The organism is Olivibacter sp. 47, from assembly GCF_030372825.1.
GTDB classification, from domain to species: domain Bacteria; phylum Bacteroidota; class Bacteroidia; order Sphingobacteriales; family Sphingobacteriaceae; genus Olivibacter; species Olivibacter oleidegradans.
Window position 1 is genome coordinate 3,978,850 of the sequence record NZ_JAUCNR010000001.1, and the last position, 15,133, is coordinate 3,993,982.

Annotated in this window: 9 protein-coding genes and 1 pseudogene; all 10 read left to right on the top strand. The window is 43.0% G+C overall.

From position 1 onward, the window contains the following. The first annotated feature begins 16 nt into the window (after positions 1-16). The 10 genes and pseudogenes from QT327_RS17445 to QT327_RS17490 all read left to right on the top strand — a co-directional run bounded on the left by QT327_RS17445 (position 17) and on the right by QT327_RS17490 (position 15,106). Entirely contained in the window at positions 17-1,444 is a 1,428-nt protein-coding gene (locus QT327_RS17445) for a RagB/SusD family nutrient uptake outer membrane protein (RefSeq protein WP_130856847.1), read from the top strand. 7 nt (positions 1,445-1,451) lie between these two features. Further along, complete coding sequence (locus QT327_RS17450) at positions 1,452-4,229, top strand: alpha-d-galacturonidase (protein WP_130856848.1); 2,778 nt, start codon at positions 1,452-1,454, stop codon at positions 4,227-4,229. Between the two features lies 1 nt (position 4,230). Continuing rightward, positions 4,231-4,911 (top strand): L-rhamnose mutarotase, encoded by a 681-nt coding sequence (locus QT327_RS17455; protein WP_168204543.1) that lies wholly within the window; start codon positions 4,231-4,233, stop codon positions 4,909-4,911. A gap of 234 nt (positions 4,912-5,145) precedes the next feature. Beyond that, a complete protein-coding gene (locus QT327_RS17460) occupies positions 5,146-6,222 on the top strand; it encodes a Gfo/Idh/MocA family protein (protein ID WP_130856850.1) in 1,077 nt (358 codons plus the stop codon). A gap of 11 nt (positions 6,223-6,233) precedes the next feature. Further along, positions 6,234-7,811, top strand: a complete 1,578-nt coding sequence (locus QT327_RS17465) for an SLC5 family protein (protein WP_289553585.1) — start codon at positions 6,234-6,236, stop codon at positions 7,809-7,811. 33 nt (positions 7,812-7,844) lie between these two features. After that, entirely contained in the window at positions 7,845-8,129 is a 285-nt protein-coding gene (locus QT327_RS17470; RefSeq protein WP_242627259.1) for a DUF433 domain-containing protein, read from the top strand. Beyond that, the gene (locus QT327_RS17475) at positions 8,119-8,469 is read left to right on the top strand and encodes a DUF5615 family PIN-like protein (RefSeq protein ID WP_130856852.1); all 351 of its coding nucleotides are present in this window, start codon (positions 8,119-8,121) and stop codon (positions 8,467-8,469) included. Before QT327_RS17470 ends, QT327_RS17475 begins: the two co-directional genes overlap by 11 nt. Positions 8,470-9,317: 848 nt before the next feature. Then, positions 9,318-11,507 carry an alpha-L-rhamnosidase-related protein gene (locus tag QT327_RS17480; protein ID WP_130856853.1) on the top strand — a complete coding sequence of 730 codons (2,190 nt, stop codon included), beginning with the start codon at positions 9,318-9,320 and terminating at the stop codon, positions 11,505-11,507. 340 nt (positions 11,508-11,847) lie between these two features. Continuing rightward, a complete protein-coding gene (locus tag QT327_RS17485) occupies positions 11,848-12,171 on the top strand; it encodes a hypothetical protein (protein ID WP_289553588.1) in 324 nt (107 codons plus the stop codon). After that, positions 12,168-15,106: pseudogene (locus QT327_RS17490) on the top strand (glycoside hydrolase family 2 TIM barrel-domain containing protein). The gene QT327_RS17485 and the pseudogene QT327_RS17490 overlap by 4 nt, the downstream one beginning before the upstream one ends. Positions 15,107-15,133: the final 27 nt, after the last annotated feature.

Sequence of the window (15,133 nt, forward strand, 5' to 3'; positions counted from 1 at the left end):
GATAAAAATGATTATTATGACACGCTTATTTAAAGTATATATATCACTGTCCATCATCTTCGTCCTGAATGGATGTGGAAAATCTTTTCTGGATCTGGCACCTATTTCCAATGCCAACCAGTCGAACTTCTATCAAACCATTGAGGATTTTGAATTAGCGGTTAACGCCGCATACGCCACGTTATATACCTTTTACGGTCCGACAAGCGCCGTGTCCTACTTTGCTGAACAACTATCGGACAATGCTACCCTGTATAATGTGGCAGGTATTCAGTCAGATCGTTGGGCTTTTAAAGACTATAATCTGAAGCCATCTAATACAGAAGTTTATCGCTTTTGGCAAGAGTGTTACAAAGCTTTGTATAATGTCAATATTGTATTGGATAAAATTGGATCCGCAGAACTCAACGAAACCTATAAAACAGAAGTAATCGCACAGATGCGTTTTCTCCGCGGCCTATATTATTTCAATATGGTGCAAATGTGGGGAGATATTCCGTTGGTGAGCCGGCCGATTTCCGTTGAAGAAAGCTATGCCACCCTGCGCTCACCGGAGTCGGAGGTATATGCCTTTGTGGTAGAAGATTTAACATATGCTGCGGCTAATTTACCCGAACCCGCTGCCATCACCTTAGCAGGCAAAGCTTCGAAATATGCTGCGTTGACCTTACTGGGGAAGGTTTATTTAGCTTTAAACCAAAAGGACAAAGCGGCGGAGAGTCTCTTGCAGGTTTATGGGAAGTTTAGCTTAATGCCACGGTATGAAGCTTTGTGGGGTGCAAATGTTAAAAATACAGCCGAATCCATTTTTGAAATCCAGTATCAGGGCGGAAGTCCCAATTTGCCTTTTAGTAGATACTGGCGGGAGTACGCGCCGACAGAGAATTTTGTGCTTACCTTGTATGGTGGCGGAATGAATCAGGTAACGGACGACTTGTATGGTGAGTTTGAGGAAGGCGATCCGCGAAGAGAACAAACCGTATCCCTGGGATATACCAATAAAGAAGGAACTTTTATTCCCATTAAATTTCAGAATAAATGGGTTGATAAAGAGGCCCCGGCTCCTGCGGGCGAAGAGTTGAGCAATAATAACTTCATGGTGCTGCGATATGCAGATGTTTTATTGATGTTAGCCGAGGCTACAGACGACCCTCGTTATTTAAATGAAGTACGCGCACGTGTCAATTTGCCGCTTTACGGTAGCGACGCTTATCCAAGTAGCCAATATAATAGCCTGGCCCTGGCCATTGAGCATGAACGAAGGGTGGAGCTAGCCTTGGAGTTTCACCGATTCTTTGATCTGAAGCGGACGGACCGGGCGGTAGCGGTTGTAAGTAAGACGAAGCCGATCAAGAACGAAAACCAAACGGTATTACCTATTCCGCAAATAGTTATTCAGCAAAATCCGGCGATTACACAAAACCCGGCTTATCAAGGATTATAAAAAAATTATGAGAAATATTGGATTTGCGTTATTGTTTTACTTTTCCTTTTTTTCGCTTTCATCAGCAGCTACGTCTGAACAAAAAAAGGAACTTGTTTTAGTAGTGCCAAAGAAAATGTCACCGCGCTTCACGTACGGCACAGATAGTTTGACGAAAACTTTGCGCTCTGCGGGTTATAAAGTGAACGTAGATTCCAGTGGTCTTAGGAAAAAGTATCAACAACGATCTCTGTTGATTGGTAAGTTTACTGATTTTCCCGATCGTTGGGACGTGCTTTCGAATAGTGAAGTGGAGGAAAGTTTCCGAATCAAACTGAATACGGGTGGCGGCTACGTCCGGGCAGTTGACGATAGCGGGATTTTATATGGCACGTTGAAATTAGCCGAGACTATCTTGGAAAATGGTGGCGTGCTACCCACGGACTTAGTATGTGAAGACCATCCCGAAATGGTATTGAGAGGGACGGCCATCGGTATTCAAAAAACAAGCTATCTACCAGGAAGAACGGTATATGAATACCCCTATACCCAAGCGGAGTTCCCATGGTTGTATGATAAAAAGCAGTGGATACGGTATCTGGATATGCTTTTGGAAAATCGGTATAATTCGCTTTATCTGTGGAACGGCCATCCTTTTGCATCTTTAGTGCGCTTACCCGAATATCCTTACGCAGTAGAAGTGGATGAAGAGACATTCAAGAAAAACGAAGCCATCTTTAAGTTCATTACGGAGGAGGCAGATAAAAGAGGGATTTGGATTATTCAAATGTTCTACAATATTATTATATCCAAACCATTTGCTGAAAAACACCAACTCAAAACCCAGGATCGAAATCGCCCCATCATACCGATGATTGCGGATTATACCCGGAAGTCGATTGCCGCTTTTGTGGAGAAGTATCCAAATGTGGGTTTACTGGTTACCCTTGGAGAAGCGATGGAAGGTGTAGGGCAAGATGACGTGGATTGGTTTACCAAAACCATTATTCCGGGTGTACAGGACGGCTTAAAGCGCTTGGGATTACGTCAAGAACCGCCGATTGTTTTGCGGGCACACGACACGGATGCGCCTCGCGTAATGAAGGCGGCTCTTCCCCTTTATAAGAACCTCTACACGATGGCTAAGTATAACGGTGAGGCTTTAACAACGTATACGCCGAGAGGGAAATGGGCCGATTTGCATCGTACATTGAGCAAGGCAGCACCCGTGCATATACAAAATGTACATATCCTGGCAAATTTAGAGCCCTTCCGTTATGGTTCACCGGATTTTATTCAGAAAAGCGTGCAAGCCATGCATCAGGTGTATCAAGCGAACGGATTGCATTTATATCCACAAGCGTCTTACTGGGATTGGCCTTATGCCGCCGATAAGATCGACAATATGGGGAATAAGCGACTATTACAGGTTGATCGGGATTGGCTCTGGTATAAAGCGTGGGCACGCTACGCTTGGAAAGCCAATCGGGATAAAGTTGAGGAGAATGATTATTGGTCGGGTTTGTTTGCGCGGCAATTTGGTGTCAATAAAGAAGCAGGGCTTGCAATAGTAAAAAGTTACGAAGAAATGGGAGAAATTGCCCCTAAGCTTTTGCGTCGTTATGGCATTACTGATGGTAACCGCCAAACATTAAGTCTTGGCATGTTTATGACGCAGCTGATCAACCCTTACCGCTACGGACTTTTTACTTTACTCTATGAGTCGGAAGCACCCGAGGGAGAGATGATCATCGATTATGCCAAGAAAGAATGGAACGGAGAACCGCATATAGGCGAAACCCCAATACAAGTGGCGGATGAGGTAAAAGAACATGGTCGAAAAGCGGTTGAGTGGATCGAAGAAGTAGGGCATAGTGTGCAACACCATAAAGAGGAGTTTGAACGGATTCGCAATGATATGTATTGCTATCAAGCCTTGGCCAACTTTTATGCCGAAAAGGCAAGGGCTGCAATTGCGGTATTGCGCTACAAATATTCAAATGATATAATTGATTTACAGCAAGCCTTACCCTATCTGGAACGGAGCGTGGAACATTATCGACAGTTGACGGAACTAACCCGTCACACTTATTGGTATGCAAACAGTATGCAGACTACGCAACGTAAAATTCCCATTCGCGGCGTAGACGGAAAATATAAAACTTGGGAAGAGTTATTGCCGCTTTATGAAAAAGAGTTGGTCCACTTCAGGCAACAGATCGATTCATTGAAAGGGGCACCTAGAAGAGCGGATGTTGCAGTCAATCAGCTTCAATCAGTAGAAGTGAAATTGGAAGATAAAGAGCTGGAATATTATTCGTTGACCAAGGGCGCGAGTCCATACGCTGACACGCCTGCTAGCCTGTCGGATTTAGCACCCGATTTAATTGGTTTGAAAGGCGTTCGTCTCCGTCAACGGAAATTAATCGACACGCTGACAAGCATTCGTTTTAGTACAACAAAGCCTGTTAAATTATTGGTGGGATATTTTAGACAGAAAGACCTTGCCTTCGGAGCGGAGCACAGTGAAAATTCATATGCACCGGCGCCTGATTTGGAACACGATGCATCTGCCAACGACTATGGTCAGTCGGAAGTCTTTATTGCCAATGCGATAGCCTTAGGCGATCAACCCGCTGTAGACATTCACACCTATTCCTTTGCTGCGGGCAAGCACAGCTTAACCCTGCCAAAGGGACAACTCTTGTTGTTGGGATTTATAGATGGAACTACAGAACTAAAAAATTATGACGCTAATATTGGTGTGCCACCTGATGAACGGAACATCGATTGGTTATTTGAGTAATATGAAAAAACTTACTTGTTGTTTCCTTTGGTTGTTGTTCGCCTGTTCTTCTTTTGCACAGCAGCATGGACAGCCTTATCAATTTGTACAGCTTGTATTGAACGATAGTGACACCTTATCTGCTGAGTTGATGGCTGATTTGCTGAATCAGTCTGGAAGTAAGGATGGTTTATACCATTGGAGAAATCGCCTTTTATTTTATGGAAAGGAGGAGGAGGCTATGGCCTTTTATGAGCAAAGTAAAATACGGTTTCCAAAAGCAGAAGTGATGTTAGTCCGCGAACCTTTTTATGTGTTTGATAGGACGCGATGTACAGACGGTAAGGAAAATAGTCGAAAGCGAGATCATCTAATTCTATCGGCCAATCTAGTGGCTGATAGTGCCAAGCAACAATCGTATCTTGATTATCACCGTCGGCAATTTGATGAATGGCCGGAAGTATCCGAGGGTTTTTGCAGAGCAGAATTTCAACAAGTGCAGCTATTTAAAACAGGTCGGCAGCTACTATTGGTTATCGATATTCCGGAAGGAGCAAATTTTGAAGAACTCAATAAAAGAACGGTGGAAAACAATCCACGAGTCGATGAATGGAATCGTTTGATGTCCACTTATCAGGAAGGTTTATCCGGTACGAAAGCAAATGAGGTGTGGGTGCGGTTTGAAGTGATGAATGATGAATGATGAATGATGAGTGAATGTTGAATGATCAATGAGCTGAGAGTTGTGCGTTTTGAGAAAAGCTATAAGCGATAAGCTTTAGGCTCTAAGGTTTAAGGAATACGAAGCAGCATCCAATATCGATTTGCCGCTTTCTACCAACGAATAGTTAATAACTAACAACCAACAACCAATAACTAATAACTAATAACTAATAACGAACAACGAACAACCAATAACAAACAACCAATAACGAATATGTTAAAACTAGGAATTTTAGGTTTAGGTGAAGGCCGTAGTACGATTTCTGCGGCCTTGAACAGTTCAAAAATTGAACTGGTAAAAATGTGTGATCTGAATGAGGCGCTGTGTAAACAAAGAGCTGAAGAGTTTAACTTTTACGCGTATACTACGCAATACAGCGACTTACTAGAAGACAAATCAATAGACGCTATCGCTGTTTATACACCTGATAAGTTTCATGCGGAACACGTAAAACTTGCGCTCATGCATGGAAAACATGTGGTTTGCACGAAACCCTTTATTGATAATTTGGCTGATGCAAAGCCCTTATTGGAGTTAGCGCAGTCGAGTGGAAAAAAAGTTTTTATCGGACAAAGTTCGCGTTTTTTTGAGCCCATGAAAAGGCAGCGTGCCGATTTTGAAAAAGGTGTAATCGGAGAATTGATTACGATAGAGGCTTATTATCATGCCGATCATCGTTGGTTTTTAGCGAAACCGTGGTCTTTAGAATCTAACTTCAAATGGTTGTATGGCGGCTTAAGCCATCCGGTAGATTTTATACGTTGGTATCTGCCCGATATTGAAGAGGTAATGGGGTACGGCATGTTAAGCAGTAACGGGAAAGCGGGAGGATTAAAAAACGAAGACACGATGCACTTCATTTTCAAAGCAAAAGATGGCCGTATAGCGAGGGTCAGCGGGGCCTACACGGGGCCAATTCAACCCGTAACGCGGGATAGCGAAATGAGCTGTATTCTGAGGGGAACAACAGGCTGCAGTCAGAGTGATTATATGGATTTGCGTTATGCCGTCACCACCGCTGAGGGAGAGGAAAAGATAATCACTTGGGAACATAAGCTAAAACATTACTTTCGATTTGAAGGAAAAAGCCATCACGCCGGTGAATACCAAAACTACCTCGAATACTTCGCCGATAATATAGCGGCCGGGACCACTGCTTATCCTGATATTACTGAAGGTATAGGTACCGTTATCTTATTACAAGCGATGGACCGTTCATTACGCCTTGGAACCCCTGTAAAGCTACAGGAACTATATGATGAATTCGGTTTAGAGAACCCAATTAGATAAAGGATTGAAGGATGGAAAGTATTGCATCAAAGTTGACCTGGGTTGATTATTCAATTATTGTCGGATATATTGCGTTATTGCTTATCATTGGACTTCGATCTAGTTTACTAGGTAAAGCAAAGCAGCAGGAATCGTTGTTTCTTGCTAACAAATCATTGGGTTGGGCAAGTATCGGCTTTAATATGTGGGCAACCAATGTTGGGCCTTCCATGCTTTTGGCCTTTGCTAGTATTGGATATACGACCGGTATCGTGGCGGTAAATTTCGATTGGTATGCTTTCGTGTTTTTATTGTTGTTAGCCCTTGTTTTTGCGCCTCGTTACCTAGCAGCCGATGTGATGACTTTACCCGAGTTTATGGGGAAACGCTACGGCGATACAACGCGCAGTATATTGGCATGGTATTCATTGGTGAAAATGCTGATCTCCTGGTTATCCCTCGGGCTTTTTGCCGGAGGTTTTCTGATTCGACAGGTACTGGGTGTTCCGATGTGGATTTCGGTGGTGGTGCTTGTCTTTTTTGCAGCCTTCTTTACCTACATTGGCGGATTGAAAACCATTGCCCGCATCAATATCTTTCAAATGCTGTTATTGATTGCGGTTTCCTGCCTGCTAACGGTATTAGGATTGCATCAAGTGGGCGGCTTTTCGGCTCTCTATAAAGGCGTACCGAGCGGGTTCTGGAACCTCATAAGACCGGCATCTGATCCAGATTACCCTTGGCATGCCATTCTCCTAGGCTATCCAGTTGCTGCGATTGCTTTCTTTTGCACGGATCAAGCGATGGTACAATCCGTCTTAGGAGCGAAGAACTTGGAACAAGGACAGCTAGGCGTCAATTTCATCGCTTGGTTAAAGATACTGTCGCTCCCTCTTTTTATTCTTACCGGCGTACTATGCGCCGTGTTATACCCAAATCTAGCCGATCCAACACAGGCCTACATGACGATGGTGACCAACCTATTTCCAACGGGGCTCAATGGATTGGTAATTGTGGTATTGATAGCGGTTTTAGTGGGTACGATCGGTTCTTCCTTAAACTCATTGAGTACGGTTTTCACGATGGACATCTATGTCAAACGCCTGAATCCTACAGCTAGTAAAGCGCAGATTGTTCGGATCGGACGATTAACTATCCTTGTTGGCTGTCTGATTGCTATTATGATGGCCTTGGCAATTGATCAGATCAAAGGACTCAATCTCTTCGACGTCTTCCAATCGGTACTCGGATTTATTGCACCGCCCTTATCGGTCGTCTTCCTTTTGACGGTATTTTGGAAACGGACAAGTCGTCTGGCCATTAATGTTGTACTTTCTTTGGGATCTGCTTTCAGTTTGGGAGTAGGTGCCGCTTATCTATGGGTATTTACACCAGATAAATATACTTTTTGGCCGCATTATCTGCTGTTATCGTTTTATATTTTTGTTATCTTGATGGGAGCAGCGATCCTACTTTCATTTGTTGGGAGAAAGGAAGACTTAGCGGTGATACCTTATCTGGCCGTAAAAACAACGAAAACCGTGAAATGGGCGTGGGGAAGTTTAATAGTGGTCATGATGTTGCTTTATGCCATTTTCAGTGGGCATTAGCAACGTTGAATATCCGACTAAAATTTGCTAACTTTGAATAACATTTATTTGGTTGCATTAAATGAAAGTATAACTATGGAAGCGAAGCAACAGGAACTATTAAATCGTATTACGCTGATACCAGGATTGATGGGGGGAAAACCCACCATAAGGGGGTTGAGATTTCCTGTAAGCGATATTTTGGAGTTGCTTGCGAGCGGACTTTCGGAAGAGGAGCTGTTGGAGCAACATCCTATACTGGAAAAGTTGGATATACAGGCTGCGCTATTATACGCCTCATTAAAAGTTAAGAATACAGCTGTGATTTATGCCGCTTGATTGGGAAATCTGGTTAGACACCAATATTTCTCCCGTCATCGCTAAATGGATGATGGCACACTTAAATGTAATTGTAAAATCGTCTTATAGCCTAGACCTACATTTCTTAGATGATTTAACAATATATAATCGGGCAAAGTCTGCGGGCAAAGTTGTGCTCGTTTCGAAAGATGCAGACTTTCCTGAATTAATCAGCAAGCTCGGTTCCCCACCAAAATTGATCAATTTAAAGATAGGGAATTGCAGCAACCAAATACTTTGGGAAAAAATAAAACCGAGAATGAAGGAAGTGCTGACTATCTTAGCAGAAAGCGATATTGATATGGTGGAACTGCAGTGATGTAAATGAATACGCTTCGCTAAAATCAGAGCTAATAGGCTTAATTGCGGAGCTACAGAAGAACCTGACACAAGGGACAAACCTCGGTAATAATTGTTTTAAAGTCCTACTTGCTGTTAAGAGTAAAGGCAAAAGTGAAAATCAGAGCAAACGCACTTAAAAGGAACGTTTCTTTTAATCAACTTTTCTTGATAAAAGTTGAGCAAACCGAAGAACGTAGTGATGAGTTCATGAACTCATCTGAAAACAAACACATGTGAATAAATCAAGGCTGGTGTAGGCTACCTTGCAACTGATTGCAAAGCATCATTGGCGCGTATTGGAGCCGTTTCACTTCTTCAATCCGCTTGGGTACTGCAATATGAACAAACGTACAAATGCTTTGCTGCTCGTTGCTTCGGTATCCTCCAAGGCCATTCTTCCCACGCACAGGGCTATCCTAAGGCTGAAGATAATAATACGTTCGGTTAAAAGTAAAAACGCTCCGTTCTGCTAAAATATCGCCTAGGAAATTTGCGGTTTGCACGTTGATGCACTACCACTTGTAGCAAATTTCCAAGCGATGAGTTTATTCACTACTTAGTTATTTTCAAGGTGTTCATGGGCTCCCTACGGTCGGCTCTTTGACTACTTTCTTTGCGGAAACCTCGAGCCTCCTGGCGAGAAGCTTGAATGCCAATAAAAATAAACTCGTTATGAAAAATAAAGTAGTTGGCGGTGTCGCTGCCAATAAGCGACAACGTAAACGTTCCATTTTTCTAGCTAATATACTACAAAAGCTGGTTAACATCTTACAGTCGTAGAAGCTCGGAGAGTTTTATCTTTGAAGCTACTAACGCTTATAAATCATGTCCGTATATCGTCCAAAAAACAGGATCCAATTACTTGGCTGGCTTGTTCTAATACTTTCTTTGATTCATGCCACTTCATTTGCACAGAACAAAGCTACGTGGATTTGGTATCCGGGTGATTTTGAAATTTGGTTAAGTAATCAAATGCAGAATCGTCGAACAGAGCGCGCTACTTTCTTTCCTCCTTTTTGGCGAATGGACAATCCCTATGTGCTGGTGGATTTCCATAAGGTTTTCGATCTAAAAGAACCGGAAGATGTAAACATATATACAGAGGGGCAGTATAATGTAAAACTCGATGGAAAAATGCTGGAGGGCTATCCCAAAACCATTCATGTACCTGCCGGGAAACACAAGATCAATCTAAAAGTATATGCGCAGGATCGGGTGCCGGCCATCTATGTTCAGGGGAAGACCATCGTGTCGGATAGTACTTGGTTGGTTACTAACGAAGATAAGGAATGGATTGACGAAACAGGAAAGGCGTCCGATCAATCCGGTACTACCTGGCTGCAAGCAGGTTCATGGAATTTCGAGAGTCCCGTGCAGCGTCCTTCACAGTTCCGTTTAACTACTACGCCTAGACAGGCAGTGTCACGGGCAGTCAAAGGAAAAGGCTTTCTCGTAGATTTCGGAAAGGAAACCTTTGGGTTTATAAAACTTCACGGACTGGAAGGTGAGGGCATTGTATCGCTTTACTATGGAGAATCGGAAGAGGAAGCCTTGTCGACCGAAAGCTGCGAGACCTTGGATCGCGTGCAAGTGAACAGCAAACAGTCCATTGACTCCACCTTAAACTTATCTAAAGCTTTCCGCTATGTGTATGTAGAGCCTTCGGCGCAAACAAAAATTGATTCCATTTCCATGCTCTATGAATATCTGCCACTGGAAACAAAAGGAAGTTTTCGTTCATCCGACGAAGAGTTGAATCGCATCTGGGATGTGGGGAAATATACGATGGAGTTAACCACCCGCGAATTTTTTATTGACGGCATCAAACGCGATCGCTGGATCTGGTCGGGTGACGCCTACCAGAGTTACCTCATGAATTATTACCTTTTCTTTGATAGTCCTTCCGTTAAGCGCACTACCTTGGCCCTTCGGGGTAAAGAACCGGTTAGTAGTCATATTAATACGATTATGGATTATACGTTTTACTGGTTCTTGGGTATTTATGATTACTACTTGTACACAGGCGATAAAACTTTTATTCAATTGGTTTATCCCAGAATGCAAAGTCTGATGGATTTTTGTTTAAGCAGGCGAAATAAGGAAGGTTTTATGGAAGGAATGGCTGGCGACTGGGTGTTTATCGATTGGGCGAAAAACCTCAGCAAAAAAGGGGCGCTTAGCTTTGAACAATTATTATTTTGTCGTAGTCTGGAAACAATGGCCTTATGTGCCGACTTGCTCGGTAATGAGGACGCTTCGAAATATCGAGACGAAGCAAAACGACTGAAAAGCAAAATATTCTCACAATACTGGGATGCCGATAAGAACGCCTTTGTACATAGCAGCATAGATGGTAAGGCGAGCGATCATGTGACGCGTTATACCAATATGTTTGCTATATTTTTCGACTACCTGACCGAAGAGCAAAAGGAAGGTGTAAAAACAAATGTTTTACTAAACCAATCCGTACCAAAGATTACCACCCCTTATATGCGTTTTTATGAATTGGAAGCGCTCTGCGCTATGGGCGAACAATCATACGTTCTACAGGAAATGAAAAACTATTGGGGAGGGATGCTGCGCTTAGGTGCTACGTCCTTTTGGGAAGAATATAATCCCGATAAGAAAGGAGCGGAACATTACGCCATGTACGGTCGCCCTTTCGGAAAAAGTCTTTGTCATGCTTGGGGAGCAAGCCCCATTTATCTGCTCGGAAAGTATTACTTAGGTGTCAAACCCACAGCACCTGGTTATGCAAGCTTTTTGATTGAGCCAAATTTAGGAGGACTGGATTGGATGGAAGGAAAAGTACCCACACCATCCGGGCATATTGAACTTTATTGCAGTAAAAAAGAGATAAAGGTAAAGGCTGACGCAGGAAATGGCATACTAAGGGTAAGAAGTAAGGTGATGCCTTACGGAAAAGGAATAAAAGCCGTTGAGAAAAGTAAAGGCCTTTATGAAATAGAAATTTTAAGTAACACGGATTACATTATTAATTATCAGGAGCAATAGAGACCGCTGCAGACAATAAGTCGATAAATATGTAGATTATAGCGTTGTTAAGTTAAAGTACGAACCGTTGGTTTTCGAAAATGTCGCCTCCAAAATTTATAGCTAGCACTGGGAAGCACTACCGTTCCTATAAATTTTGAAGCGACGAGCTTTTGTTTCTTTTTTGTCGGGAAAAAAGAAAATATCAGATGATAATATCCTATAACAGCTAGCCAATTTCTTACAGAAAAGATAAGCTCCCTACTTTTATTTTTGATACTCACTAGCCAGCAAATTAGAACGAACCGTGATTATAAGCAATTGTCGTTTAAAAAGTAATTTAGTAATCTTGATCTGTGGGATGCTTTCGACAAGCCTAAATGCCCAAACGGTGGATGGTTTACCGGCCACTATACCACCTGTTCCTTCCGTATATCAGGCAGAACCGTGGGAAGATCCATTAATAACGAGTGTAAACAGAGAGCCGGCTCGTGCAACGGCCTATTCTTATAGTACAGAACAAGACGCCTTATCCGACAATCGGGAAAGCTCGGGTAGAATGTTATCATTGAATGGCAAATGGGAGTTCGCTTTTGTGACTAAACCTGCTGACGCACCGAAGGATTTTTATAAAGCTAAAGTGAGTGGATGGAATAAAATCGATGTGCCCTCAATTGGGAGATGAAGGGCTATGATATCCCGATCTATAAAAGTGCCGTCTATCCCTTTCGGCCGGTTGATCCGCCGAGGGTTCCGAAGGACTACAATGCTGTTGGCTCTTATCAACGAACTTTTACGATACCCGAAGACTGGAACAATTTAAATGTTACGCTTCATTTTGGCGGTGTGAGTTCGGCTTTTAAAGTTTGGTTGAATGGAAAATTTTTGGGATATGGGGAGGACAGCTGCCTACCATCCGAGTTTAATATAACGCCCTACCTCCAGACTGGTGAGAATGTGCTATCGGTACAGGTCATCCGTTGGAGTGACGGCTCCTATTTAGAGGATCAGGATCACTGGCGTATGAGCGGTATCCAACGGGAAGTGATGCTTTTAGCTGAGCCGAAAGTGCGCATCGCCGATTTCCATTGGCAGGCTAAACTGGATAAGGATTATCAAGATGCGGTACTGAGTATACGACCACGCATAGAGAACCTGACAGGCGATTCCATCAACGGATATAGTGTACGTGCACAACTATATAATGCTGAAGGGGAACCGGTTTTTGAAAAGGCTTTACAGCGCTCCGCCAATGATATTATAAATGAAATCTACCCGCGACTCGATAATGTGAAATTCGGCTTATTGGAAACGAAGGTGCTTAACCCTAAAAAATGGTCGGACGAGGAACCATATTTATATCGCCTTTTATTGACATTGGTAGATAATACGGGAAAAATATTGGAGGTAAAAACCTGTCGTGTCGGTTTTCGTAGTATAGAATTTGATAAGAATAGCGGAAAGTTACTGATAAACGGGAAAGTGACCTATCTGTACGGCGTTAACCGCCATGACGCACATCCTGAAAAAGGAAAGGCCTTGTCGAGGGAAGATATCAGGAAAGACCTTCAATTGATTAAACAATTTAATTTTAATGCCATTCGAACCAGCCATTATCCCAATGATCCCTATTTATACGATCTATGTGATGAGTATGGCATTTTTGTAATGGATGAAGCTAATTACGAAACGCACGGTCTTGGGGGGAAACTAAGCAACGATCCACAGTGGACACATGCCTTCATGGAACGAACGAGTCGCATGGTCATGCGCGATAAAAATCATCCATCCATTATTATCTGGAGTTTAGGGAATGAGGCAGGCCGAGGGCCGAATAATGCGGCTATGGCCGCGTGGATCCATGATTTTGATATTACACGACCAGTGCACTACGAGCCGGCTATGGGAAGCCCAAGAGAAGAGGGTTATATTGATCCCTCCGACCCGAGGTACCTAAAACCCAATGACCACGCACATCGACTTGGTAATCCAAGGGATCAATATTATGTAGATATCATCAGCAGGTTCTATCCCGGGATTTTTACACCGGAACTGTTGTTGAATCAGCAGAATGGAGATAAAAGGCCCATCTTGTTTGTGGAATATGCGCATTCAATGGGAAATTCGACAGGGAATATGAAAGAGTTTTGGGATATTTTCAGAAGTCATCCGCGATTGATTGGCGGATTTATCTGGGAGTTTAAAGATCATGGGTTAATAAAAAGAGATGGGCAGGGAAAGTCCTATTTTGCCTATGGGGGTGATTTTGGTGAGAAAAGGCACGATGGTAATTTTTGCATCGATGGCATCGTTGCCTCCGATGGCCGACCGAAGGCGGCTATGTATGAATGTAAGCATGTGTATCAACCGATCGAGACGAAGTTGATCGATACGAATGCAGTGCGATTGCAAATTTTCAATCGTCATGCTGTTCGCAATTTGGATAGTTATGACCTAATTATTTCCTTACTTGGTGATGGAGAGGTACTCCTGACAAAAAACCTAGGAAAATACCCCTTGAAGGCAGGATCAGACACCACTGTATTGCTTCGTAAATATCTACCAAAGCTAAAAGACAACAAAGAATATTTACTCAATATCAGTTACCGGTTAACAGAAGAAAAGTCGTGGGCAGCCAAAGGTTATGAAATAGCTACGGATCAGCTGGCTCTGACAAGTATAAGAAGCGGGCAAACAAGCCCTCGTAAATTTGGAGAAGTAAGGTGTCGATCGGATAAGGAGCAGGTTATTCTGCAAAGTAATAACGGCATGGAAGTAATTATCAGTAAAAAGACCGGCGCACTCATTTCTTATAAAAGCGATGGCATGGAGCAAATCGCTCAGCCGTTTTTACCTCATTTCACCCGTCCCCAAACCGATAATGATCGAAAAGGCTGGAAGCCATCTAAGCTATTAAAGGTTTGGTATGAGACAAAACCAAGCTTAGCGCAACTATTCGTAGATAGTACGCAAAAAGGACAGCTTGCGGTTACCAGTATTTATCACCTGATCAAAGACTGTGCTTCGGTACAAGTTAGTTATGTCTTTAATGGAGATGGGGTTTTAAAGGTAAACTATCAGTTACACGCTTCGAACAAGCTACCTAATCTGCCTAAGGTAGGAATACAAGGGGGGATAAAACGTAGTTTCGATCAGTTGGCCTGGTATGGTAAGGGCCCTTCCGAAAACTATATAGATCGGAGATCGGGCTTTGCCGCCGGTATTTATCAGGCGCCGCTTGAAACATTCATCGAGCCTTATGTGTACCCGCAGGAAAATGCCAACCGTACCGATGTTCGTTGGATGCATTTGTCAAATGCTCAAAATGATGGATTGCTGGTTGTTGCCGATAGCCTGTTGAGCATGAGCGCCTGGCCTTACACGGAAGAAGAGATCGTGACAGCCAAGCATCATATCTGTTAAAAGATGCTGGCTATATTACCCTGAACATCGATCTCATACAAATGGGCGTTGGTGGTAACGATTCATGGTCGGCAGTCTCGCAACCTTTACCACAATATCAAGTGCCTGCTAAAGATTATCACTATAGTTTTTACTTATTGCCTTTCAAGGGAGATGTAAGTAAGCAGTCAGAAAGAATCAAAGCAATTAAATTCTAAGGAATAAGACGAAGGTGCTTAAACAAA

Excerpts from the sequence above, each read along its gene's own strand:
- QT327_RS17445 (WP_130856847.1), top strand. The coding sequence starts at position 17 with ATGACACGCTTATTTAAAGTATATATATCACTGTCCATCATCTTCGTC.
- QT327_RS17450 (WP_130856848.1), top strand. The coding sequence starts at position 1,452 with ATGAGAAATATTGGATTTGCGTTATTGTTTTACTTTTCCTTTTTTTCG.
- QT327_RS17455 (WP_168204543.1), top strand. The coding sequence starts at position 4,231 with ATGAAAAAACTTACTTGTTGTTTCCTTTGGTTGTTGTTCGCCTGTTCT.
- QT327_RS17460 (WP_130856850.1), top strand. The coding sequence starts at position 5,146 with ATGTTAAAACTAGGAATTTTAGGTTTAGGTGAAGGCCGTAGTACGATT.
- QT327_RS17465 (WP_289553585.1), top strand. The coding sequence starts at position 6,234 with ATGGAAAGTATTGCATCAAAGTTGACCTGGGTTGATTATTCAATTATT.
- QT327_RS17475 (WP_130856852.1), top strand. The coding sequence starts at position 8,119 with ATGCCGCTTGATTGGGAAATCTGGTTAGACACCAATATTTCTCCCGTC.
- QT327_RS17480 (WP_130856853.1), top strand. The coding sequence starts at position 9,318 with ATGTCCGTATATCGTCCAAAAAACAGGATCCAATTACTTGGCTGGCTT.
- QT327_RS17485 (WP_289553588.1), top strand. The coding sequence starts at position 11,848 with ATGCTTTCGACAAGCCTAAATGCCCAAACGGTGGATGGTTTACCGGCC.